The 23,219-nt window shown below is 64.0% G+C and carries 25 protein-coding genes; 5 read left to right on the forward strand and 20 right to left on the reverse strand.

Annotated elements, in window-relative coordinates:
* Nucleotides 1–228 precede the first annotated feature (228 nt).
* The 10 genes from ftsH to ybgC all read right to left on the reverse strand — a co-directional run bounded on the left by ftsH (nt 229) and on the right by ybgC (nt 10,757).
* On the reverse strand, nt 229–2,163 hold the full coding sequence (gene ftsH / locus P9273_RS27590) for an ATP-dependent zinc metalloprotease FtsH (protein WP_278051597.1): 1,935 nt from the start codon (nt 2,161–2,163) through the stop codon (nt 229–231).
* Between the two features lie 104 nt (nt 2,164–2,267).
* Nucleotides 2,268–3,641 carry a tRNA lysidine(34) synthetase TilS gene (gene tilS / locus P9273_RS27595; protein WP_278051598.1) on the reverse strand — a complete coding sequence of 458 codons (1,374 nt, stop codon included), beginning with the start codon at nt 3,639–3,641 and terminating at the stop codon, nt 2,268–2,270.
* Nucleotides 3,635–4,795, reverse strand: coding sequence for a tol-pal system protein YbgF (gene ybgF / locus P9273_RS27600; RefSeq protein ID WP_278051600.1), 1,161 nt, complete (start codon nt 4,793–4,795; stop codon nt 3,635–3,637). Before ybgF ends, tilS begins: the two co-directional genes overlap by 7 nt.
* Nucleotides 4,796–5,017: 222 nt before the next feature.
* Nucleotides 5,018–5,524, reverse strand: coding sequence for a peptidoglycan-associated lipoprotein Pal (gene pal / locus P9273_RS27605; protein WP_041004709.1), 507 nt, complete (start codon nt 5,522–5,524; stop codon nt 5,018–5,020).
* Nucleotides 5,525–5,768: 244 nt separating this feature from the next.
* A complete protein-coding gene (locus P9273_RS27610) occupies nt 5,769–6,146 on the reverse strand; it encodes a four helix bundle protein (RefSeq protein ID WP_278051602.1) in 378 nt (125 codons plus the stop codon).
* A gap of 49 nt (nt 6,147–6,195) precedes the next feature.
* Nucleotides 6,196–7,509, reverse strand: coding sequence for a Tol-Pal system beta propeller repeat protein TolB (gene tolB, locus P9273_RS27615; protein ID WP_442920264.1), 1,314 nt, complete (start codon nt 7,507–7,509; stop codon nt 6,196–6,198).
* A gap of 38 nt (nt 7,510–7,547) precedes the next feature.
* A complete protein-coding gene (locus P9273_RS27620; protein WP_278051603.1) occupies nt 7,548–8,702 on the reverse strand; it encodes an energy transducer TonB family protein in 1,155 nt (384 codons plus the stop codon).
* 9 nt (nt 8,703–8,711) lie between these two features.
* Nucleotides 8,712–9,173: a protein TolR gene (gene tolR / locus P9273_RS27625; protein WP_140752704.1), complete on the reverse strand. Its 462-nt coding sequence runs from the start codon at nt 9,171–9,173 to the stop codon at nt 8,712–8,714.
* Between the two features lie 9 nt (nt 9,174–9,182).
* Nucleotides 9,183–9,893, reverse strand: coding sequence for a protein TolQ (gene tolQ / locus P9273_RS27630; protein ID WP_278051604.1), 711 nt, complete (start codon nt 9,891–9,893; stop codon nt 9,183–9,185).
* Nucleotides 9,894–10,286: 393 nt separating this feature from the next.
* Entirely contained in the window at nt 10,287–10,757 is a 471-nt protein-coding gene (gene ybgC, locus P9273_RS27635) for a tol-pal system-associated acyl-CoA thioesterase (protein ID WP_278051605.1), read from the reverse strand.
* Nucleotides 10,758–10,889: 132 nt separating this feature from the next.
* On the opposite strand from ybgC, the gene P9273_RS27640 reads away from it, so the two are divergent.
* Nucleotides 10,890–12,140, forward strand: a complete 1,251-nt coding sequence (locus tag P9273_RS27640; protein ID WP_278051709.1) for a glycoside hydrolase family 5 protein — start codon at nt 10,890–10,892, stop codon at nt 12,138–12,140.
* A 153-nt stretch (nt 12,141–12,293) separates the two neighbouring features.
* Here P9273_RS27640 and P9273_RS27645 read toward each other — a convergent pair whose 3' ends face one another.
* The 8 genes from P9273_RS27645 to rcdA all read right to left on the reverse strand — a co-directional run bounded on the left by P9273_RS27645 (nt 12,294) and on the right by rcdA (nt 18,301).
* Nucleotides 12,294–13,196 (reverse strand): metallophosphoesterase, encoded by a 903-nt coding sequence (locus P9273_RS27645; RefSeq protein ID WP_278051606.1) that lies wholly within the window; start codon nt 13,194–13,196, stop codon nt 12,294–12,296.
* 134 nt (nt 13,197–13,330) lie between these two features.
* Nucleotides 13,331–14,368, reverse strand: coding sequence for a Holliday junction branch migration DNA helicase RuvB (gene ruvB, locus P9273_RS27650; protein WP_278051607.1), 1,038 nt, complete (start codon nt 14,366–14,368; stop codon nt 13,331–13,333).
* 43 nt (nt 14,369–14,411) lie between these two features.
* The gene (gene ruvA, locus P9273_RS27655) at nt 14,412–15,032 is read right to left on the reverse strand and encodes a Holliday junction branch migration protein RuvA (protein WP_278051608.1); all 621 of its coding nucleotides are present in this window, start codon (nt 15,030–15,032) and stop codon (nt 14,412–14,414) included.
* Nucleotides 15,033–15,042: 10 nt separating this feature from the next.
* On the reverse strand, nt 15,043–15,462 hold the full coding sequence (locus tag P9273_RS27660; RefSeq protein ID WP_278051609.1) for a type II toxin-antitoxin system VapC family toxin: 420 nt from the start codon (nt 15,460–15,462) through the stop codon (nt 15,043–15,045).
* Entirely contained in the window at nt 15,440–15,709 is a 270-nt protein-coding gene (locus tag P9273_RS27665; protein ID WP_278051610.1) for an AbrB/MazE/SpoVT family DNA-binding domain-containing protein, read from the reverse strand. Before P9273_RS27665 ends, P9273_RS27660 begins: the two co-directional genes overlap by 23 nt.
* Nucleotides 15,710–15,764: 55 nt before the next feature.
* On the reverse strand, nt 15,765–16,277 hold the full coding sequence (gene ruvC / locus P9273_RS27670) for a crossover junction endodeoxyribonuclease RuvC (RefSeq protein ID WP_278051611.1): 513 nt from the start codon (nt 16,275–16,277) through the stop codon (nt 15,765–15,767).
* Between the two features lie 131 nt (nt 16,278–16,408).
* Complete coding sequence (locus P9273_RS27675) at nt 16,409–17,473, reverse strand: glycosyltransferase family 2 protein (RefSeq protein WP_278051612.1); 1,065 nt, start codon at nt 17,471–17,473, stop codon at nt 16,409–16,411.
* Between the two features lie 297 nt (nt 17,474–17,770).
* Nucleotides 17,771–18,301, reverse strand: a complete 531-nt coding sequence (rcdA, locus tag P9273_RS27680) for a protease adaptor protein RcdA (protein WP_041004685.1) — start codon at nt 18,299–18,301, stop codon at nt 17,771–17,773.
* 556 nt (nt 18,302–18,857) lie between these two features.
* Between rcdA and P9273_RS27685 the strand changes: the two genes are divergently transcribed.
* Nucleotides 18,858–19,409: a DUF2269 family protein gene (locus P9273_RS27685; RefSeq protein WP_041004683.1), complete on the forward strand. Its 552-nt coding sequence runs from the start codon at nt 18,858–18,860 to the stop codon at nt 19,407–19,409.
* Nucleotides 19,410–19,442: 33 nt separating this feature from the next.
* Here P9273_RS27685 and P9273_RS27690 read toward each other — a convergent pair whose 3' ends face one another.
* Both P9273_RS27690 and P9273_RS27695 read right to left on the reverse strand, forming a co-directional pair.
* Nucleotides 19,443–20,213, reverse strand: a complete 771-nt coding sequence (locus P9273_RS27690; RefSeq protein WP_278051613.1) for a sulfite exporter TauE/SafE family protein — start codon at nt 20,211–20,213, stop codon at nt 19,443–19,445.
* A 157-nt stretch (nt 20,214–20,370) separates the two neighbouring features.
* Nucleotides 20,371–20,769 (reverse strand): GFA family protein, encoded by a 399-nt coding sequence (locus P9273_RS27695; RefSeq protein WP_041004679.1) that lies wholly within the window; start codon nt 20,767–20,769, stop codon nt 20,371–20,373.
* Between the two features lie 154 nt (nt 20,770–20,923).
* On the opposite strand from P9273_RS27695, the gene P9273_RS27700 reads away from it, so the two are divergent.
* From P9273_RS27700 to P9273_RS27710, 3 genes are all read left to right on the forward strand, one after another.
* The gene (locus tag P9273_RS27700) at nt 20,924–21,280 is read left to right on the forward strand and encodes a hypothetical protein (RefSeq protein ID WP_041004677.1); all 357 of its coding nucleotides are present in this window, start codon (nt 20,924–20,926) and stop codon (nt 21,278–21,280) included.
* A gap of 84 nt (nt 21,281–21,364) precedes the next feature.
* Nucleotides 21,365–22,012 (forward strand): thiamine phosphate synthase, encoded by a 648-nt coding sequence (locus P9273_RS27705; RefSeq protein ID WP_278051614.1) that lies wholly within the window; start codon nt 21,365–21,367, stop codon nt 22,010–22,012.
* A 1-nt stretch (nt 22,013) separates the two neighbouring features.
* Nucleotides 22,014–23,177: a tetratricopeptide repeat protein gene (locus P9273_RS27710; protein ID WP_278051615.1), complete on the forward strand. Its 1,164-nt coding sequence runs from the start codon at nt 22,014–22,016 to the stop codon at nt 23,175–23,177.
* Nucleotides 23,178–23,219: the final 42 nt, after the last annotated feature.

Consider the following 23,219-nt stretch of genomic DNA (forward strand, 5'->3'; position numbering starts at 1 on the left):
GCGCATCGCAAGGTGCGCGGGTTTTTGTTTGGGGTGGTTCAAGGGACATCCACGCTGCAAGGAAGCGCGGTCGGCGAAGCTGCCAATCTTCGCGCTCCGTGGGGGACATCGGCCCTCACGCCGACTTCGCCGATCGCCACGTTGGTAAGGTCGGCAGCCGGCCTGGATCCTCCAAACGAAAACGCCGCGGTTTGATCCGCGGCGTTTGTTTGTAACGATTGCCAACCCTCAGCTCTGCGGCTGAGGCTCCATGCCGCCTTCGGGCTCGGGGCCTTTCTTGCGGCGGCCGCCCGTGCCGGCCTTCGGCACGGCCGAGCCGCGGCTGGGCGGGGTGTCGTCGCCGAGATCGCGGGCGGGCTTGTGCCCGGCTATCAGTTGCTTGATCTCGTCGCCAGACAGCGTCTCGTATTCGAGCAGCCCTTCGGCCAACGCTATCCAATCCTTCTTCTTCTTGGTCAGCACCGACTTCGCGGTCGAATAGGCGTCGTCGATAAGCCGCCGCACCTCGGCGTCGATGATCTGCGCCGTCTCTTCCGAGATATTCTGCTGGCGCGCTACCGAATGGCCGAGGAAGACTTCTTCCTGGTTGTCGCCATAGGCGACATGGCCGAGCTTGTCGGAGAAGCCCCAGCGCGTAACCATCGCGCGCGCCAGCTTGGTAGCCTGCTCGATGTCGGAGGAGGCGCCCGAGGTGATGTTCTCCTTGCCGAACTTGAACTCCTCGGCGACGCGGCCGCCCATCATGATCGCCAGCCTTGAGATCATGTATTTGTAGCTCATCGAATAGCGGTCGCCTTCGGGCAGCTGCATGACCATGCCGAGCGCGCGGCCGCGCGGGATGATGGTCGCCTTGTGCAGCGGATCGGCTGTCGGCACGTTGAGCGCCAGGATGGCGTGGCCGGCCTCGTGATAGGCGGTCAGCTCCTTCTCGGCCTGCGTCATCGCCGACGAGCGGCGCTCCGCGCCCATCATGATCTTGTCCTTGGCGTCCTCGAACTCGGCCATGGTGACGAGCCGCTTGTTGCGGCGCGCCGCCATCAGCGCGGATTCGTTGACGAGATTCATCAGGTCGGCGCCGGAGAAGCCCGGCGTGCCGCGCGCGATCACCTTGAGGTCGACATTGGGCGCCAGCGGCACGTTGCGCACATGCACCTTGAGGATCTTCTCGCGGCCGACGATGTCGGGGTTCGGCACCACGACCTGGCGGTCGAAACGGCCGGGCCTCAGCAGCGCCGGGTCGAGCACGTCGGGCCGGTTGGTGGCGGCGATCAGGATGATCGACTCGTTGGATTCGAAGCCGTCCATCTCGACCAGCAGCTGGTTCAGCGTCTGCTCGCGCTCGTCATTGCCGCCGCCGAGGCCGGCGCCGCGATGGCGGCCGACCGCGTCGATTTCGTCGATGAAGATGATGCAGGGCGCGTTCTTCTTCGCCTGGTCGAACATGTCGCGCACGCGGGATGCGCCGACGCCGACGAACATCTCGACAAAGTCCGAGCCGGAAATGGTGAAGAACGGCACGTTGGCCTCGCCGGCCACCGAGCGGGCGAGCAGCGTCTTGCCGGTGCCGGGCGGACCGACCAAGAGCACGCCGCGCGGGATCTTGCCGCCGAGGCGCTGGAACTTCTGGGGATCGCGCAGGAACTCGACGATCTCCTCCAGATCCTCCTTGGCCTCGTCGACGCCGGCGACATCCTGGAAGGTGACGCGGCCATGCGCTTCCGTCAGTAGCTTGGCTTTCGACTTGCCGAAACCCATGGCGCGGCCGGAACCGGATTGCATCTGGCGCATGAAGAATATCCACACGCCGAGGATCAGGATCATCGGCAGCCACGAGATCAGGTAGCCGAACAGCGAATTGGAGCTGTCGGTCTCGGGCTTGGCGGTGATGGTGACGTTCTTGTCCTGCAGCCTCGAAACCAGCGACGGGTCGCCAGGCGAATAGGTCTGGAAGCCGTTGGCGTTGTCCGTGTAGTTGCCGTAGATGCGGGCGCCGGCGATGGTCACGCTCTTGACCCGTCCGGAGGCGACATCCTGCAGGAACTGCGAATAGGCGATATCCGTCGTGGCACCGCGCGTCTGGGGCGTCTGAAACAGATTGAACAGGGCGATGAGCAGGACGGCTATGATCGCCCAGAGCGCGAGGTTACGATAATTCGGATTCATCTATTGTCCCGTTGGGGTCCGCGCGCGGACCCGCGATGATGGAGGAGCTTGGGCCTAACATAGGGAGAGCGCCTCCCCTTGCCAAGCAGAACAGCATGTATCGGTTAAGCTTTCGCCCACCCGCGGCCGCCATCATGGCCGAGGAATGGCGGCGCCGGCGGCGGCGGTGCACCGACAAGCGCCGCCATGGCGATGGCGGGCGCGAGATCGAAGGACGGCAGGAAGCGCGCGAAAGGAGCCACCACCGGAACCATCGAGATCGCCGGCGATCTGGCATCATCGCCTGTAAAATCAAGGTGTTCGGCGCCGCGCCATAATGCGGGCTCCGCGGCCAGCGCCGCGCGCGAGAGGCTTTGCGGAACATCCTTGCTCAAGGATGCTTGCCTGGCGGCGGAGGACCCCAGCGGCGCGATCACCAAATCGCCCGGTCCGTCTTTCAAAGTGATGCGGCGGCGGTTGTCCCAAAGCTGGTTGTCCGGCGGCGCGGCGGCGGGCAGGTTGCGGTTTTCGCGGTGCAGGAAAATGCCGGTGCGGCGCGCATCGACCACCGTCCGCGACAATGTAGCGCAAAGTGATCCCAGGCGCAGACGGGAAAACAGGGCGGCACAGCGCGCCTCGTCGGCGAGAAAGGACAGGCCGCCGACAGCAGCCAAAAGGATGCGCAACGCATAGACAGCCGCCTCGCTGTCCTCATGCCCGGCTAAATCGCGATCGAGACGGATGAGACCCGGACCTGGTCGGTCGGCAAAGGCGTCGATGAGCATGGCGGCGCGGCGACCGATGTCCTGGCGTTCGCGAGCCGCCTGGCGCGACCGCGCCAACGCTTCCGCGATGCGCCGTTCGCCTTCGCCCTGCGCAAGCTTCGCCCGCACGCGCGGCCGCTCGAACCGGGCATCGACATTGGTCGGGTCCTCGATCCAGCCAATATCGCGATGGCGCAGCATGTCGCGCAGCGCCGCGCGCCTTGTGCCGAGCAGCGGCCGGACGATCCATGTCCGCCAGTCGTGCAGCGTGGCGGGCGCCATGCCGGCGAGGCCGCGGCCGTCATCGTCGCGCGCCTGCCGCATCAGCACCGTCTCGGCCTGATCGTCGGCAGTGTGGCCGGTCAGGATCAGCTTGATATGTTCGGCATCGGCTGCCTGCGCAAGCAGCCTGTAGCGCGCTTCGCGCGCGGCGGCCGGCAGGCCGGTGGCAGGCTTGTCGCCGCGCCAGGCGAGAATGCGATGCGCGATGCCGCGCTCGCCACAGAATTTGGCGACCTGCCGCGCCTCGACGGCCGAGTCCGGCCTCAAGCCGTGATCGATCGTCACCGCGAGCAGCCTGGCGCCCGATGCGGTCCGGTCGAGGTGATCCTTGAGGAGGAGAAGAAGGGCGGTCGAGTCGCTGCCGCCGGACACGGCTGCAACGGCGCCGCTCGAAAAGTCCAGGTCTGAGAAAAGGCGGTCCGAGAGGTGAGCTTCGGTATCGGGCGTCAGCACGACGCCAGCGCCTTTTCCTGCTTGATGCGCTCCTTGAGCGCGCCGGAAACGTCCGGATAGCGCTTGCCGATCTCGTTGAAGGTGGCGCAGGCGACGTCGTTCTGCTTCAGGCCGACCAGCGAAACGCCGAGCTTGAGCAGCATGTCGGGCGCCTTCTTGGCCTTCGGATAGTCCTTGCTGGCGGCGAGGAAGACTTCGGCCGCATCGCGGTATTTCTGCTGACCGAGCAGCGACTCGCCCAGCCAATAATGCGCGTCCGCCGCCTTGGCGTCCTTGGGGAAGCGTGAAATGTGGTCGCGAAAGCCCTGCTCGGCGGTCGGGTAATCGCCCGACAGGATGAACTGGTAGGAATTGCGGTAGAGCTCGTCGGGATTGTTGGTCGACGGCAGGGCCGCGACTTCGGTGCCGCCGGCCTTGTTCTTCCTGGCCGGCGTCTCGGCGGAAGGTGCGTTTGCCATCGGAGCCTGCGCCGGCGCGCTGGCCTGTGGGTTGGACTCGGCATTGACCACATTGCCGTTCTTGTCGACGGTGATGGTGCCGAAATTCTTCGGCGGCGCGCCGGTGATCAGCTTGCCGGGGTCGCCAGTCTGCGATTCCACGATGACGTCGCCGACGGTCTTCCCGCCGCTATTTTGCCCGCCGGCGTCGGCCGGCGCATGCGTCGCCGGGGCCTGGGCGACGCTGTTGTCGGTTGCAGCGTCCCCGGCGCCGGTGTCTCCGGTGCCGGCATCGCCGATATTGGTGTTGCCACCGTTGCTGTTTCCGTCCTGGGGCGCGGCCTCCGATTTCTTCTGTCCCGCCGGCTTGGCGCCGCCTTGCGCGCCGCCCTCGAGCTGCTGAAAGCGGAATTCATTGTCTTCCTGCTGCTTGCGGATCTGTTCCTGCATCTGCAGGATCTGGAAATTGAGCTCTTCGACCTTGCCGTTCAACTGGCGCAACTGGTCTTCCAGACCGGTCATGCCACCGCTGTTATCCTGCGCGATCTGCGCCTGCTCCGGCTTCTTCTTGTCGCCGAAGATGCCGAGTGTCGGCAGATGGAAGGTGAAGCCGCTGTCGGAAGCCCGCCCGGCGCTGTCGGCCGACGCGGCAAGGCTTGGAAGGCTTGATACGAGCAGCAGCGCAAGCGTGCCGCTCAGGACCGTTCTGAAATGCATTCTGTCTCTCGCGGTGGGTGTGTTGGCCTGATGCGCCTTTCCAAATCAAAATAGGGGAGCAAGCGCCCTCGCGCTCATAGCAGGACGCGAGACTTCGGCCAAATTTTGTTTCCGGATGTTGCAAATGAAAAAGGCGGCCCTGAGGCCGCCTTTGATCCTTGCGATGTTGTATTTTTGTCGCCTGCGGCGTCGCGCCAAAACGGCGGCAGCGGGACCCGGCTCCTACGAGCCGGCGCCGGACAGCGTGGTGACGGCGCGACGGTTCTGCGACCAGCAGGAGATGTCGTCGCAGACCGCGACCGGACGCTCCTTGCCGTAAGAGATGGTCTTCAGGCGGCTGGCAGAGACGCCCTTGGAGATCAGGAAGTCGCGCGTGGCGGCGGCGCGGCGTGCGCCCAGCGCCAGATTGTACTCGCGCGTGCCGCGCTCGTCGGCATGGCCTTCGATGACGATCGCGTACTGACGATACTGGTTGAGCCACTGCGCCTGACGCGACAGCGTGGTCTGGGCATCGGCGCGGATCGACGAGGAATCGGTGTCGAAGAAGATGCGGTCGCCGATATTAACGGTGAAGTCCTGCGCCGAACCGGGGGTGGCTGCGCCTGCACCGTTGAGGCCGAGCTCGGCCGCGCTGTTCGGGGTCTTCTTCGAGGCGCAACCGGTGATGGCGAGAGCCGCCACCAGCGCGATCATCGCCGGATTTCTGGTAAGTGCTGCGATACGGCCCATGCCGCCTCTCTCCTTCGCATATGAGTGATTTCGTTGATCACCCAGTAACCACGTTTGGGTTAACCACCGTTCAAGAAACAGGGTTAATTTTTGGTTTCGAGCCGCCGTCCGCGGCCGTTTTGCCCACGCATTTACCAAGGGCGGGATTGCGTGCGGACCGTAGGCAGAAATGCGGCCAAAACGCGACTGGGCTGTGAAAAAGGGGAATTGAAGAACTGAGGAATTGAAGAATTGAGGAAAAGGGTCACTTCAGCCTCTCCCTCAGATTTACCAGCATCCCATAGATGTGGACATAAAACTGCAGCCATTCGTCGCGCTGCGGCTGTGTGACATAGCCAAGATCGAACGCGTAAGAGATCCACGTTTCGATTTCGCTGCACGACCCCAGAGCCATCGAAATGAACCGCGCGAATTCGGGCCTGGAATGGGTCTGCTTGGCAAAGCCTTCAGCCAGGTTGGCGCAAATCGCTTTGCTGGATCGACGCATCTGATCGGCCAGCGCATATTGCTCGATTTTTGGAAAGCCGAGCGTGGCTCTGTGAACGTCAAGGGAAACTGCATAAGCGCGCCTATAGACTTCCAAGTCCTTCGCACGCTTGATGTAGCTGCCCTCTTTCTCCATTCTTCAGTTCTTCAATTCATTAGTTCTTCGATTTCCCTTTTTCGATCCCCTACTCGAGAAGCGGCGACCAAGCCGGGTCGGAAGCGTAATTTGCCGTCGGGATCTGCTGCTCGTTGCGGCCGGTGAGATCGACCGAGACCAGCTTCGGGCCGCCGGCGGAGTCGCGGAAGAACATCAAGACGCGACCGTTCGGCGCCCAGGTCGGGCCTTCCTGCTGGAAGCCGGAGGACAGGATGCGCTCGCCCGAGCCGTCGGTCTTCATGACGCCGATCTGGAATTCGCCGCCGCTCTGCTTGGTGAAGGCGATGAGGTCGCCGCGCGGCGACCAAACCGGCGTCGAATAGACGCCATCGCCGAAGGAGATGCGGTGCGGGTTGGAGCCGTCCGCGCCCATGACATAGATCTGCGAGCGACCGCTGCCACCGCCACGGTCGGAGGTGAAGACGATCTGCGAGCCGTCCGGCGAATAGGAGGGCGAGGTGTCGATCGCGGTCGAGTCGGTCAGCCGCGTCGTCGAGCGGCTCCTCAGGTCCATGGCGAAGATGTTGGAATTGCCGTCGTCGCGCAGCAGGCTCATGATCACCTTCTGGCCGTCGGGCGAAAAGCGCGGCGCAAACGTCATGCCCGGGAAATTGCCGACCAGCTCGCGCTGGCCGGTCTCGATCTGCAGCAGGTAGACCTTCGGCTGTCCGCTCTCATAGGACATGTAGGTGATTTCCTGCCGATTCGGCGAGAAGCGCGGCGTCAGCACGATCGAGCGGCCGTCCGACAGGTAGCGCACATTGGCGCCGTCCTGGTCCATGATGGCGAGGCGCTTCTTGCGCGCGTTCTTGGCGCCGGATTCGTCGACGAAGACGACGCGTGTGTCGAAATAGCCTTTTTCGCCGGTGATCTTCTCATAGATCGCATCGGCGATGATGTGCGCGACACGGCGCTGATTGGCGTCGTTGGCGAAAAACTGCTCGCCGGCCAGCTGCTGGTTGCCGAAAATATCCCACAGGCGGTACTGGGCCCGGATGCGGCCGTCCGCCTCCTTGCTCACGCTGCCGGTGACCAGCGCCTGCGCGTTGATCACCTTCCAGTCATCGAAACGGGGCGTGGCATCCGGATTGGTGATCTTTTCGACAAAGGCGGCCTTGTCGATCGGCGCGAACAGTCCCGACCGTTTCAGATCGGCTGTGACGATCTCCGATATCTGCGGCCCAAGCCCCCCCTGGAAGTCAGGGATGGCGATCGGCATCGGCTCGACATTGCCTTTGTTGACGTTCAGCTCGAGAGTTGCCTGGGCAGGCAAGATCGCGACGGAACTCATGCCCATCGCCATCGCGGCGACCATCAGGAGCGGCTTGAGGATGGATTTCATGTCTTCTCGCTTCTCTTGCTGATTTTTGGACGCTCAGGCTACAGGCCAAGCATCGCTCTCGGATCGAAGTTGACGCGAATGTCAGACCAGATGTCTTGCTTTCCGGCGGGAACCTGCAGCCCGGCGACATCGCATTTCTGCACGGCGCGAACCGCGCTGGCGTCGAACTGGGGGTTGCCGCTGGACTTCTCGACGATCGGGCGGCCCTCCAGCTTGCCGGAGGCATTCAGGTTGAAGCGGACGACCACGGTGAAGTTCTCGGAGCCTTCGAGGCCGACGGGAAGGGTCCAGCACCCACCGAGCTGGTCCTCCAGCGCCCCTTGCTCCGAGCTGGAGAGCTTCTGGCCCTGATCCTTTTCGCCGCCGAGCGAAGCCTGCTGGGTCGAGCGCTTGGCGCCGCCGCCGGAGGGCTTCTGCTTGTCGAGCAGAGCCGTTATCTCGTCGGCGTTGAACTGCTTCTCGTCCGATTTCTTCTTGGAAGAGGCTTCCTTCACCGGCTTTTCCGCATCCTTACGATCCGGCGCCTTGGCGCTCTCGGCCTGCGCCGGCTGCGGCTTCGGCCGCGCTTCCGGCGCCGGCGCGGAATCCGGAAGCTTTGCTTCCTCCGTCGGCTGATCCTGCGAGATCGCCTCGGCCACCGCGTCGGGCTTGATTTCTTCTTTCTGGATGGCCGCGGTCTTGTCCGGCTGCGGCGCGGGCTTCGGTTCCTTGGCCGGCGTCGGCTTCGGCTCCGTCTGCTTGACCGGCTCGGGCTTGACCTCTTCCTTCGGCGTCGGTGCCGGCGCGACTTCCGTCGCAGGCGTCGGCTTCGGCTTCTCATGCGGCTTCGGCACGTCCTCGACCGCGGGCTTCTCGGTCGGCGTCGGCGCCGGCGGCGGCGCCGCCGTCTTCTCGACCGGCTTCGGCTTGGCTTCGTCCGTCACCGGCTTGTCGGTATCGACGGTGTTCTCGCCGACTTTCTGAGCGTTGGGAACGACATCCGGGCGCTTCGTCGGAACAGGCGCCGGCTTGTCATGCATGACCGCCTTCTTGTCGCCCTGCAGCGTCTGCGCGATGGCTTCCATCGGCACGATGTCGACCGCCACCGACTCCACGTCGGAGGCCGGCATGGCCGGCGGCGACGACAGCGTGAACAGCCCGAAGGCCAGCGCCACCGCATGCAAGATCACCGAAGAGGTGAGACCGGTCCGCATCTGGCGCGCCTACTGATCCTGTTCCTGCAGCGAGACCAGGCCGATATTCTTGTAGCCCGCCGCCGAAATGCGGGCCATGACCTTCATCGCGGTGCCGTAATCCGTCGACTTGTCGCCGCGGATGAAGATGCGCTCGTCATAGCCGGTCTTGGAAATCGCCTGCAGTTTCGCCACCAGCTCCTCGATCGGGATCTCGGTTTCCTGCAGATAGATCTGGCCGGCGGCGTTGATCGACACGGTGATCGGCTGCGTGTCGACATTCATCGCCTTGGCCTGCGTGTCCGGCAGGTCGATCGGAACCCCGACGGTGAGCAGAGGCGCCGCGACCATGAAGATGATCAAAAGCACCAGCATCACGTCGACCATCGGCGTGACGTTGATTTCGGACATCAAGGCATGGTGACGGCCGCGGCGCCTATGGCCACGCCCGCCTCGCCCCGTGCCACCTGCGCCAGCAGCAGACATCCCCATGATCGTTCCTCAGGCCTTCTGGGCTACTTTTTCATCGATTTGGCGCGAGAGTATGGCGGAGAACTCGTCCGAGAACCCTTCCATGCGCACCGCGAGCTTGTTCGCATCCGATGACAGCTTGTTATAGGCGATGACCGCCGGAATGGCCGCGAGAAGGCCGATCGCGGTCGCGAGCAGCGCTTCCGCGATACCGGGCGCCACCACCGAGAGACTGGTGTTTTTCGAGGCGGCGATCGCCTGGAACGACGTCATGATGCCGATGACGGTGCCGAACAGGCCGATGAAGGGCGCGGCCGAGCCGGTGGTGGCAAGAAATCCGAGCCGTCCCTCCAGCCGTTCCATCTCGCGCGTCAATGCCAGGTCCATGGCCTTGTCGATGCGCGTCTGCAGCGCCAGCGGCGATTTCGCGCCCTTTTCAAAGCTCTTCTTCCATTCGCGCATGGCGGCGACGAAGATCGCGCCCATGCCGGTCGTCTTGCGGTCGGCCAGCGTGCGGTAGAGTTCCTCAAGCGATTGCCCGGACCAGAAGACCTGTTCGAAGCGGTTCAGTGCCAACTTCATCCGGCTATAGGCGACGAGCTTGTCGATGATGATCGCCCAGGTCCAGATGGAGGCGCAAAGCAGGCCGATCATCACCAGCTTGACCACCCAGCCGGCCTGCATGAACAAGGCCCAGATCGACAGATGCGCTGCCGGATCGGCGAGTGCGATGTTTTCCATGACTTAAGTCCTTAAGATTTTCCGGGCATCGCTGGCGGCTGGCCCATGGCATCCCTTTGGTCCGATCGCGCGAAGCTTGAAGCTTGCGGGATAAGCCCCGAATGCACCGTTTCGCGGCCTTTTCGAGGCAAATATTGGTGAAAGGAAGGCGCAGGAATTGCGCCAATCTTCACCAAATCCTTCATGAACCGTTATGGTTAAGGATGGGTTAGGACGTAAGGCGCGGCGCATTGCCGCGCATCGTGCCGAGGCGCTGGCGTCGAGGGGCGTTGAGATTCAGGTCAGGCCGAGTCGAAAATGGTGGTTTCCGAGAACCGGAGCGGACCGAACTTGAAGTACGTGAGCACCGGAAGCGCAGGAAGCCGCCATTTGCAGGCCGGCTTCACCTGAATATCAATGCCCCTTGGGCATAAAAGCGGCAATCCACTCCTTCGGGAAACGCTTTGGGCGGCCGCTTTCGCCGACGATCGCCGCTTCGACTTTTGCCTCGACCAGCACATTGCCGCCGCGTTTCAATTGCTGGCCCATGAAGATGCGGGCGCCGGAAATATCGTCGGTGCGCGTGTCGATGGTGAGGATGTCGTCCATACGCGCCGGCGAGCGGAAGTCGATCTCCATGCGCCGGACCACCCACACGATGCGCTCGCCATGCTTGCCGTCCAGCAGCTCGGTATGGTGGACGCCGGTCAGCCTCAGATAGTCGGAGCGGCCGCGTTCGAGGAATTCGAGATAGCGCGCATGATAGACGACGCCGGAGAAATCGGTGTCGGCATAGTAGACCCTGGCCATCAGCCGGTGCCCGAAATCCGTCAGCGCTCCGGAAAGCCCGGCGCTGAGCGCCGCCGATTCACCACGATCATCCATCGCGCTTTCCTTTTCTGGCCTGAACAGGCACCTAAAGCCTGCGGGCTTTAGGCATTTTTTTGTGCGTGTCGTTGTCCCAAAAACCGCTGCACACTTTTCGGCGACACGCACTGTTTCTCGCGCGGGAACGGGATCGCACTGTTGGGCACTATGATCAAGACCTTGATGGCGGTGCTGCTTGCGCTCGGCGCGTTGGCATTGCCGGCTGGGGCAGCGACGTTCTCAATGAAACGCGGCCTCAATCTCGACCAGTGGGTGACCTGGCCGGCCGAGGACAAATGGGGCGAGCGCCAGGCGATCCTGCCCTATCCCGAGTGGCGCAAATTCATCAAGGAGGACGATCTCAGGGCGCTCAAGAATGCCGGTCTCGATTTCCTGCGCATGCCGGTCGATCCCTCGCCCTTTCTTTCGGATCGGACCACGGCCCTTCGCGGCGACCTCTATGCCAGCGTCCTCGACTCGGCGCGCATGATCAACCGCGCCGGCCTGAAGGTGATCGTCGACCTGCATCTGATCCCCGCCGGCAGCAATCGCAAGATCGGCATGGGGCAGGTGATGGACGACCCGGCCGCCTTCGATGCCTACGCCGAGGTCGTGCGCAGCATGGCGCGGACGCTGGCCAAGGAAGACCCCAATCAGGTCGCGCTGGAACTGATGAACGAGCCGCTGGTCGATTGCGAGGCGAACGGCACCAGCCTTTGGCCCGAGCGCCAGAAAAAGCTGTTCGCGGCCGCGCGGTCTTCCGCCACCAGGCTGACGCTCGTGCTCACCGGCGGCTGCTATTCGAACGCCGCCTCCCTGGCGAAGGTCGACCCGAAAGCGATCCCGGACGACAACATCATCTGGGCCTTCCACTCCTACGATCCGTTCCTTCTGACGCATCAGGGCGCAAGCTGGGCCGGCGACTTCATCCCCTATGTCACCGGCCTGCCCTATCCGCTGACGGCCGTTCCGAAGGCACAGCTGGATATGACGCTGGACACGATCCGCGACCGGATCAGGGCCGAGGCGCCCTGGGCGCGACGGAGTGGTCTGCTCGCCTATCTCGACGAGCAGGTGGCGACAATGGACAGCCCCGAAAAGCTGCTTGGCGTGATGGATGCGCCGTTCGCGACGGTCGACGCCTGGGCGAAGGCCAACGGCGTCAAGTCGCAGGATATCACGCTCGGCGAATTCGGCATGATCCGCAAGGAATACGGCAACGGCTTCGTCATGCCGGCGGCATACCGCGCCGCCTATGTGCGCGACATGATCGCCCGCGCCGAGGCGCATGGCTTTTCCTGGTCGGTATGGAGCTATGGCGGCGCCTTCGGCATCGTCGATGCGTTCGACGGCGAGAAGGCGGAACCCGACGTGATGGATATGATCAGATCGCTTCGGTAAGGCAGCAAACCAAGGCGTATCGAGATTCAGGTCAGGCCGCGTCGAGAATGGCGGGTTCCGAGAACCGGAGCGGAGCGTACTTAAAGTACGCGAGCACCGGAAGCGCAGGAAGCCGGCATTCGCAGGCCGGCCTCACCTGAATGTCGGTACGCCTTAGCCGAGATCGATTTGGAGTATCTCCGGCCGCACGCCGAAGCGCACCGGCAGGATGCTGAAACCGAGCCCGCCGGAAACGATCAGGTTGCGGTCGTTCTCCACGACATGGCCATAGGCGAAGCGGTTGCCATAGTCCGAGGGCACCACCGGTGAATAGCCGAACAGCCGTACCTGCCCGCCATGCGTGTGCCCGGACAACGTCAGCGAAACCCGCCATGGCACTTTCGGAAAAATGTCCGGCTCATGCGCGAGCAGGATGACCGGCTCGCTCCCTTGAATCTTGGCCAAGGTGCCTGGGAGATCGTCGAAGCCCTGGAAACTGTCGCGTCCCTTGGCCTTGTTCGGCAGCAGCGCGAGCTGATCGGCGAGCCCGGCGATCCAGAAACCATGCCCGTCCTTCGCCAGCCGCACGACATCGTTTTCGAGCACCGGGATTCCGACATGCTCGAGCGCCTTGCGCGACTGGGTCGGGCCGGCTTCCGCGCGCTGCGCAAAGAAATCGGTCCACCAGTCGTGATTGCCAAGGATTGACAGCACGCCGAGCGGCGCCTTCAGCCCGGACAAAGCCTCGGCCCATTCCGCCACGCGCACCGAACCTGTCACTATCTTGGTGCCTGCGGTGTAATCGCCAAGCAGAACGATAAGGTCCGGCTGCAGCGCATTGGCCTCTTCGGCAAGTGCTGCGATCCGTTCCGGCGTCATCCAGGGCCGGCAGGCGTGGATGTCGGCAAGCGCCACAACACGCAGCTTGAGTCCTTCCGGCCAATGCGGCGGCGTCAGCGCATAGCGCTTCACATGGGTCAGCAGCATCGGCTCGATGCCGACCGCATAGGCGCCGAGCGACACCAGGGAAAAGGCCGAGCCGCCGACAAGGCGCAGGAAAGCGCGTCTGGTGATCATGGATCGCCCCAAGCCCTCGGGATTGCATCAGGTAAGCTGGCTTAAAGGCTGCAATTGCGCCCTGAGCTAGGCCGAGGCGCGCAGATTCTGCGCAGATGGGGCATTGCGCCGCCGAAACGGCGAACAAATCTGCGTTACTCTTCCTGGAACAGGCTGATCTGCTGCTGGGCGATATCCTTCGGCGGGTCGAGGCCGAGATGGCGCCAGGCATTGGCGGTCAGCACGCGGCCGCGCGGCGTGCGCTGGATGAAGCCCTGCTGGATGAGATAGGGCTCGATGATGTCCTCGATCGCGTCGCGCGGCTCGGAGAGCCCGGCCGCGATCGTCTCGATGCCGACCGGGCCGCCGCCGAAATTGCGCGCGATCATCGACAGATAGCGGCGGTCGAGCGCGTCGAGGCCGAGCGCGTCGACCTCCAGCCTGGTCAACGCCTCGTCGGCAATCTTCCTGTCGACATGCGCGGCACCCGCGACGCTGGCGAAGTCGCGCACCCGGCGCAGCAGCCGGCCGGCGATGCGCGGCGTGCCGCGCGCGCGGCGCGCGATCTCTACCGCGCCGTCGTCGCCGAGCGGCATCGACAGGATCCGGGCGCCGCGGCGCACGATCTGCTCCAGCTCCTCGACCGTGTAGAAATTGAGCCGCACCGGGATGCCGAAACGGTCGCGCAGCGGATTGGTCAGGAGCCCGAGCCTCGTCGTCGCCGCGACCAGCGTGAAACGGGCAAGGTCGATCTTGACCGAGCGCGCCGCCGGCCCCTCGCCGATGATGAGGTCGAGCTGGAAATCCTCCATCGCCGGATAGAGGATTTCCTCGACCGCCGGATTGAGGCGATGGATCTCGTCGATGAAGAGGACGTCGCGCTCCTCGAGATTGGTGAGCAGCGCGGCGAGATCGCCGGCCTTGGCGATGACCGGGCCGGAGGTGGAGCGGAAGTTGACGCCGAGCTCGCGCGCCATGATCTGCGCCAGCGTCGTCTTGCCGAGCCCGGGCGGGCCGACGAATAGCACATGGTCGAGCGCCTCGCCGCGGCTCTTCGCGGCGTCGACGAAGACCTTGAGATTGGCGCGAACCGCCGCCTGGCCGACGAACTCGTCGAGCGACTGCGGCCGCAGCGACTGGTCGGCGTCCTCGCCGCGCTTGTCGGGGGCAATGAGGCGGGGCGAAAGGGTCATGCCGCCTTCCTTGCATAGGACCGGTGGCGGGACAAGCGCTGCCTCACCGCGCCAATTCCTTCAGGCCGAAGCGGATCAGCTTGGACGCATCCGCGCCCTCGCCGGCCGATTTCAGCGCCGCCGCAACCGCGTTCGCGGCGATATCGCGCGAATAGCCGAGATTGACGAGCGCCGATACCGCATCGGTGATCGGCGCGGCCGCGACCCCTTCGCCGAGCTCCTGCTTGAGGCCGATCGTGCCGGTGGCCGCGCCCGCATAGGCAGGCGCCTTGCTGCGCAATTCGGTGACGATGCGCTCAGCCACTTTCTTGCCGACGCCGGGCGCGCGGGAAACCATCGCGATGTCGCGCAGCGCGATCGCATTGGCAAGATCGGCCGGCGCCAGCGTCGACAGCACCGCCAGCGCCACCTTGGCGCCGACGCCCTGCACATTGTTCATCAGAAGGCGGAACCACTCGCGTTCCAGTCCGGTCTGGAAACCATAAAGCCGGATCATGTCCTCGCGGACATAGGTCTCGATGAACAGCACCACCGCCTCGCCCGGGGATGGCAGCGCGGCAAGCGTGCGCGCCGAGCAATGCGCGACATAGCCGACGCCGTGCACATCGATGACGCAGCTATCCTCGTCGATCTCGTCCAGCGTGCCTTTCAGCTTGCCGATCATGGCTTGGCCTTCATGGATGCGTTTCCGGAGAGATGATTTCGAGATCGGGGAAATAGCCGCGGTAGCGAGGCGCGTCGCGCGTCAACAGCCGATGCCCGGCAACGGCTGCATGCGCGCCGATGAAGAAGTCGGGCAAAGTCCGCTCCCGAACACCGCCGGCCCGCCGATAGCGGGAATGTGTCACCCCAGCCAGGAATGCGGCTTCCCACGGCAAGAACTCGCGGTCCATTTCGAGTCTTTCGGCTGCTTTCCTCAGAATCGCTTCGGAAGCGACCAGAGGAGCAAGCTCGGACCAGACGATGCTGTTGATGACCAACGCGCCATCGCGTCGGCAGGGGATAATCGCGGACGATGACCATTCCGTCAGCGGGCCAGCCGGACCCCAGACGTCAATGAGCACATTTGTGTCAATCAACGTCGAGATTTTCACGCGGTCCCCTCAACCACTCCATATACTCGTCTGTCGTCATGCCGCCCAAATCCAGCGTTCCCTCCATCTTGTCGAGGACCTCCCTGAATTTGCGGTCAGCTTCCTCCTCCGAAATGTTTTCGTTGACGGCGACAAGCCGGGCACCCTCGTCCGTAGCCACGAACTGGACCTCAGAACCCGGCCCTATACCGAGATGGTCCCTTATTTGTTTGGGGATCGTGACTTGCCCTTTGGTGGTCACACGCATGGTAATACCTCAAAGTATTACTTACTGTGCAAATGAGAACAAGTCAAGAACAACGCTACCCGGCCAGTGCCGCCATGCGGTAGGCGGCGCTCGGTCGGTGATGCGCATGGCAGATGGCGATGGCCAGAGCGTCGGCGGCGTCGTCGGTATCGAAGATGGCCTTCGGCATCAGCACCTTGACCATCATGTGGATCTGCTTCTTCTCGCCGTGGCCGACACCGATCACGGCCTTCTTGACGGCATTGGGAGCATATTCGGCGACCACCAGGCCGGCGCGCGCCGGCACCAGCATGGCAATGCCGCGTGCCTGGCCGAGCTTCAGCGTCGCGGTCGCATCCTTGTTGACGAAAGTCTGCTCGACCGCTGCCTCGTGCGGCATCGCCTGGTGCAGCACCTCGGCCAAGCCGTCATGCAGCTGGCAGAGCCTTATCGCCAGCGACTCCTTTTCGTCGGACCGCACCGTGCCGGACGCGACGAAGCGCAGCGAATTGCCGACGCTGTCGATAATGCCCCAACCGGTGCGCCTCAGGCCCGGATCGATGCCGATGATGCGAATCGTTTCCCCCATGCGCCAAGTTTAATCTCGGCGGCAAGCGATGCCAGCGAAATGTGAACAAACCGGAAACGGTTACAATCCTAAGAGCGCGCTCGAAAATCCAAACGAGCCGACGTCACCGGTCGGCATGTCCAATCTCGGACCTAATTCGTCACGCGACGGATGGTTTTCGACAGCCGCGTGAGAAATGCCGGCCTGGACGATGCGACCAGCTTCCACGCCAGGAGGGCATTGCCCATGCGCCGCGGCAGGATTCCGATGCTGAGGAACCAGGCCGCCAGGGCAGCCCGCCGCCGCCAGGATGCGTTCATTTCCAGGCTGGCGGTGGCGCCCGCTCTTGCCAGTCCCAGCCGGGAGTCGGTTTCAACCGGATGCTGGGGCTCGTCGACGCAGAGCGAAGCCAAGCGCTCTTCAAGATGCACCGGATCGTGAAGGCCGGCATCCGGCGGCACGGTCAAGCCGATCTCGGCCGCCCGGTCGGACAAGGCCTCGAGGCGCCGGAAGTCATGCTCTACGCGCCAGCGCGCCCGCTCGGCAAGCTTTTCGGCAAAGACCGAATGGTTGGAGCCATGGATGCGGTAGGCACCAAGGCAGGTGTCGATGGATTTCACCTCTCCGTGCAGCGGCGCGAGTGTCGCCAGATAGCCATCGGCGCCTTGCCGGAAATCGCCTTCAGGCATGGGCATTATCGGTTCCAACGCCTCGCGGTCGAATGCAAGCCCGCTAGTCACCGTCGTCCGGTACCGCCCCTTGCGCAGCAATTCCGGAATGACGTCGCCCGAATCGAACGGCTGTTCTGGTGGCGGAAAGACATCCTTGATCTGCTGGTCCTCATCGACGAGATGCAGCCTGAATTGCGCCTGGGCGACATCCGCGTCCCACTCGTCCAGGACCTCGGAGACGGCGTTCGGATAGAGATAATCGTCGGCGTCGAGGAAAAGGATGATCTCCCCCGTGCTCGCCTCGAACCCGGTATTGAAGGCCGCACCATGCCCGCCATTCCTGCGCCTGAGGCATGGACGGATCTTGTCGCCATAGGATTCGATGACGGCCACCGACGCATCCGTCGAGGCGTCGTCGACGACCACGACCTCGACATTTCGGTGGTCCTGCTCCAACGCGCTGTCGATGGCACGTCCCAGGAATCGTTCGTAATTGTAGTTGGGGATGATGATCGATACCGGAATGCGGTCCAATGGCGAATGCACGGGATCAAGCCTCGCAATCTGCTTTGGTCACAGTGACGGTGATTTCTTGCAGGACCGGCTCGGGTCGACCCGGCTGCGGCGAACGGCCCCAACTAGGGTCCCGTCGCTTCAGGGCAAGGGGGATCATCCTCGCGGAGGCCGGCTTGGCCTTCAAATACGATGACAATATCGAAGAGCGGCCGGCATCGCGGGCGTTCGACTTGCGGCCGAAACCAAAGCTCGCCAATTGGGGCCCGATCAAGGAAATGCCGGTTCCTCGTCCGCGCCGCCGTCCCGGCCTTTGTTGCGAACGCGGTGTCAGCCGCGCGCGAACGCCGTGTTCAAAAGGCTGATCTGGTCGGAAACCGGGTTGGCCCGCCGGCTGGGTGCATGCGTGTCGCTGACGACGCCGCCATAGATTTCCTCGTCCATGCGCCGCACCAGCGACTGCAGGCGCAGCGAGCGCGTGACGAGGTCCAGAAAATCCTTGGGCAGCTCGTTCCAGCCAAGCGCTTCGTCATGCGCGGACGCGGTGTCGAGCCGCACCTTGGATTTCTCCGAGGCCACCTGGTCGCGCGTCATCTCGCCGGAATTCGCCGCCCGCTGCAAAAGCAGCCAGGAGGCAACCTGCATCAGCCTCGTGGTCAGCCGCATCGATTCGGCCGCATAGAGCGTCGCCGCCGTACGCGACAATTTCTTGGCTTCGAGCCTGCCCTTGCCATCGAGATATTCGGCGGCCTGCTCGACCAGCCCCATGCCTTCCTGGTAGAGCGGCTTGAAGGATTGGGAGAAAACCCGGCGCTCCGCCAATTTGATGGTTTTCGCGCTGCCCTTCGAAGGCTCGTTCATCGATACGCCCCTGCACTTCCGCCAGCCGATTCGGCATCCTTGCCGACATGGCCGCACCCTTAAATGACTGAGGCTTGAAAATGCGCTTCGAAGCCCATGAAGGCAAGCGCATGTTTAACAAACGGTTAACGCCGGCTTCGTTCAAGCCATCCGCAAGCGGATGGCGCCAGCCGGCCGCGAGCGGACAAAAAAAGAGCCGCGGATAAGGCGGCTCTCAGGAGTTTAACAGGGAGGCGTCAAACAAAGTGGCTCCAACCACTCGGTAAGAATCCAGCAAAACTGGATGCGCATAGTAAACGCCCGTAAAGCTTAATGAATCCTTAACGCGGCGGCGATTTTTTAAGCGAGTGCGCTTTCCTGTGCCGGAACAGGACAGCGGCCTCACCGCCGGGGATCGTCTGAAACCCGGATTTTCGACGCCGATCGTGGCGGCCGTAACATATTGGCTGCTGCCGCGACATCGGCCCGAAACACGCGCCGCGCAAAAGCCCGCTCCTCTGAAGCGGCGCGTAAATCCGCGCCGCTCGAAATCAGGCAGGATATCCGGGAGCAAACCATGGATTGGTATTCGATCGTCAAATTCCTTCACGTCCTTTCGGCTATTTTGTGGGTCGGCGGCGGCTTCGTGCTGTTCCTGCTCGGCGTGCTGGCCGAGCGCGCCGGCAGCATCGAGGACAAGCTGCAGGCAATGCGCGCAAGCGGAGAGCTCGGCGGCAGGTTCTTCGCGCCGATGTCGATGCTGACGCTGGTCTTCGGCCTCGTCATGTGCGGCTTCTGGGTCGGCTTTACCGAACTCTGGATCGTCATCGGCCTCGTCGGCTATGCCACGACCTTCTCGATCGGCATGCTGGTCTTCAAGCCGACCGGCGAGCGCATAGGCGCGATGATCGCCAAGGACGGCGTAACGCCCGCCGTTCTCTCCATCGGCCAGCGCATGATGAGATGGGCGCGCCTCGACTATGCGGTGATGCTGGTGATCATCGCCGACATGGTGCTGAAGCCCACTCTGCACGACATCGGCATTCTTGCCGGCATGGCGATGGTGGTAGCCCTGGGCGCCGCGCTTGCCTTCGGCGGCAGCCGCCAGATGGTGCCGAGCGCCGCCTGAACCTTCGTGGTGAGGTCGGCCCGACGGCCGCCCTCACCACAGGCCAGCCACGCCGTCCCACAGCAGCTTGACGGCGACCACCGCGACGGTGGCGTAGGTGAACGGATAGAAGATCTCCGGCCGCATGCGGCGCACCAGCCAGGCGCCGGCAATGGTCGACAGCGGCGCCAGCGGCATCAGCACCGCCGAGGCCGTAAGGTTTGTGGTGTCGAACTGGCCGAGCGCGAAATAGGGGACGAGCTTCAGCGCGTTGGTGGCGGCAAAGAAGATCGCCGCGGTTCCCGACAGCACCTTCGGGTCGAGCCGGATCGGCAGCGCATAGACCTGGAAGGGCGGGCCGCCGACATGGGCGACGAAGCTGGTGAAGCCGGCGACCGTGCCCCAGAAAGCGCCAGCAACGCGGTTCGGCTCCGCCGCATGATCGGCGCCGTGGCGGAACTGCAGGTAGATCCAGCGCAGCACGAAGACGAGCGCGACGGCGCCGACGATCAGCCGCACCATCTCCTCGGTGACCAGAGCCGCGGTAAGCCAGCCGAGCCCGATGCCGATGACGGCGCCCGGCATCATGTCGACCAGCATCTTGCGGTCGTAGACGCCCCACCAGGTCCACACGGAAACGATGTCCATCAGGCACAGGATCGGCAGCAGGATGGCGGCCGCCTGAACCGGCGGGATGGTCAGCGCCATCAGCGGCACACCGACGAAGCCGACGGCCCCGCCGAAGCCCCCTTTCGACAGGCCCACAAGGATCACCGCCGGAATGGCGGCGGCATAGAACCACGGATCGCTGAGCAGGCCTGACATCGGCAAAGGAGGGTTGAGAAGGCGGGGAACCCAGCCATAGCGCAGAACAGCGCCGCCGGGATAGTCATTAATGCGGGCATCCGCTATGCCGGCCCGACCTTGGGCATCCTGACGATTTCAGCTCTGATGATGCCCCATCACACTTAGGGACTGCACACTAGCCTTTCGTATAGTCAGGCCCGATACGTGTCGGCAGGCCGTCGGCGAGTTTCAACCAAGGGAGCTTCTCCTCGAAAGCGACATGCAGCGTCGGCGCAAATCTTTCCGGCTCCGCCATCGCCGCGGCAAAAAAGTGCATGACACCGGACATGTTCTTCGAGCGGAAGGAAAGCGGCGAGCCGCAGTGATCGCAAAATGTTCTTTCTACACCGGGAGAAGAGTTGAACACCTTCGGTGGCTTGCCCAGCCATCGCCATTGACCGTCCAGGACGCCAATGTAGGCGGTCATCGGCGCGGAACATTGCCGCCGGCAGCTCTCACAATGACAGACCACGCAGGCCTGCGCCGGACCGTCGACTTCAAAGGCAATAGCGCCGCATAGACAACGACCACGCATGCGAAACCTCCTTGAGGCAGCAAGAACAGCTTAGTTCAAGGAGCCCGCGGGAGTCGCCAGGGAATGCGCCGACCTGGCGCCTGATCCCGACATTCGGCGAAGAATTCGGGACGGTCGTAGATGTTTGCGCCATGTGCCTGGTCCTGCCCTGTGCATGCACCCGCTGCAGTTCGACGGCAAGGCCGACGCCTGGTTGAGGCAGCGGATATACTACGCGGTCACGAACAGGCGCATCCTGATCCTGCGCCGCGCCCCATCGGCCAATTTCACCTCGATCGATCTCGAACGCGTTCCCGATGTTCAGTTGACCGGCGAGACCGCGACGAGGGGGACTTTGCGCTTCGGAGCCTCCGCGTCGCCATATCCGTTCTCGCGGATGAACGGATGGTTTCCGGCTTTCGATCCGGTGCCGCAATTTCTCGGTATAGAGCAGCCGCGGCGCGTGTTCGACCTCATCATGAAGACCCGGCGTGACGATGCTCGCGCGGGCCGATCCCCGTCCGCTGCATAGCCGACTGTTCAAGCCGCTCCCTTTGCTCTATGCCGCAATGCAACCATCTTCGCCCGGCATAGGCGAAACCGGGATCGAAGGCCAATGAACGATTTAAACCCGCCCAATCGCTGCCGCATCGTGCTGATCGCGCCGCCGCTCGTGCCGGCGGAGCAGATCTGCGCGGCATTCGAGGGTGGCGACATCGCCTCGCTGATCCTGCCCGACAATGGCATGGACGACGCGTCCTTCCAGGCCTTTGCCGAGAGAATCGTGCCGATCGCTCAAGGTGCCGGCGTCGCCGTCATCATCGCCGGCGACAGCCGCATCGCCGGGCGCGTCCAGGCCGACGGCATCCATATCGAAGCAAAGCCCAATGAGCTCGCCGAGACGATCGAGCGCCTGGCCGGCAAGATGATGGTCGGCGCCGGCGGCGCCAAGACCCGCGACGAGGCGCTTGAGCTCGGCGAGGAGCGGCCCGACTACATGTTCTTCGGCCGCTTCGGCTATGACAACAAGCCGGAGCCGCACCATCGCAACCTCGCCCTCGGCGAGTGGTGGGCGGAGATGATCTCGATCCCCTGCATCGTGATGGGTGGCTCCGAGCTTGCTTCCGTCGAGACGGTCGCCGCGACCGGCGCCGAGTTCGTGGCGCTGTCCAGCGCCGTCTTTGCCGACGGTCGCGACCCGCGCGCGGCGATCGCCGCCGCCAACGCGCTGCTCGATGAAACCGCGCCGCGTTTCGAGGACTGACATGCGCCTGCGTGGCCTTTGCCTGGTGGTCCTGGCCGGCTTGTTTGCGCAGGCCGCGATGGCGGCCGAGACCGCCCCGCTGCCGCAGCCGCGGCCCGAGACGAGTGCGCCGGACAAGAGCGCGCCCAACGCAGCCGAGCCGGATACAGACACGCCGGGTCCTGGCACGCCGGATACGGGCAAACCGGACACAGCCGCGCCGGCCACCGGCGCCCCGGATCCGAGCAGGTTCGGCGGCGGTCCGCATATCGACAAGCCGATCCAGAATACCTTGCCGCAGCCGGCCACCTTGACGCCGCCATCGGCCGATACCATCAATCCCGACCGCTTCGGCGCCAAGCAGCCGGACGCCGCTTACGGCGCCTTCCAGCGCGGTCTTTACAAGACCGCCTACAACCTTGCGATGGAGCGCGCCAAGAACGGCGACCCGGCGGCCGAGACGCTGGTGGCCGAAATCCTGTCGCGCGGACTGGGTGTGCCGCTCAATCCCGCCGAGGCCGCGAAATGGTATGCGCTGGCGGCCGAACAGGGCGTGCCGGAAGCGCAGTTCCAATATGCGCTGATGCTATTGGACGGCCGTTATGTGAAGAAGGACGAAAAGGGCGCCTTCGCACTGATGCAGGCCTCGGCCGAGGCCGGCAACCGGCTTGCGCAGTTCAACTTCGCCCAGTTGCTCGTCCAGCAGGATCCCGGCGATGCCGGCCTTGCCAAGGCCGCCGTCTACTATGAGCGCGCGGCGGCCACCGGCCTTGCCGACGCCCAATACGCGATGGCGCAGCTCTACGCCAACGGCGCCGGCGGCAAGCCGCATGACGACGCCCAGGCGCGCGCCCTGCTGGCGCAGGCAGCGAGACAGAACTACGACACCGCGCAGATCGACCTCGCCACCTGGATGATCGAGGGACGTGGCGGCGGGCGCGACCTGAAATCGGGCTTCGCCTGGATGAAGCGGGCGGCGCAAGGCGGCAATGTCGCCGCCCAGAACCGCCTGGCCAAGCTCTATATGGGCGGCATCGGCACCGACCCGGACCTGGTCCTCGCCGGCGCCTGGTACATCGTCGCTCGCCGCGCCGGACTGATCGACCCTCAGATGGACGATTTCCTGCAGGGCCTCGACGACGATCAGACCAAGCAGGCGCTGCAGAAGGCAAATCGCCTGCCTTGACGCGTGGCGCCGCGGACGGCACGCCCGGGCCGCCTTGGGTTC

The sequence above is a fragment of the Mesorhizobium sp. WSM4935 genome (genome assembly GCF_029625735.1).
Lineage (GTDB): Bacteria > Pseudomonadota > Alphaproteobacteria > Rhizobiales > Rhizobiaceae > Mesorhizobium.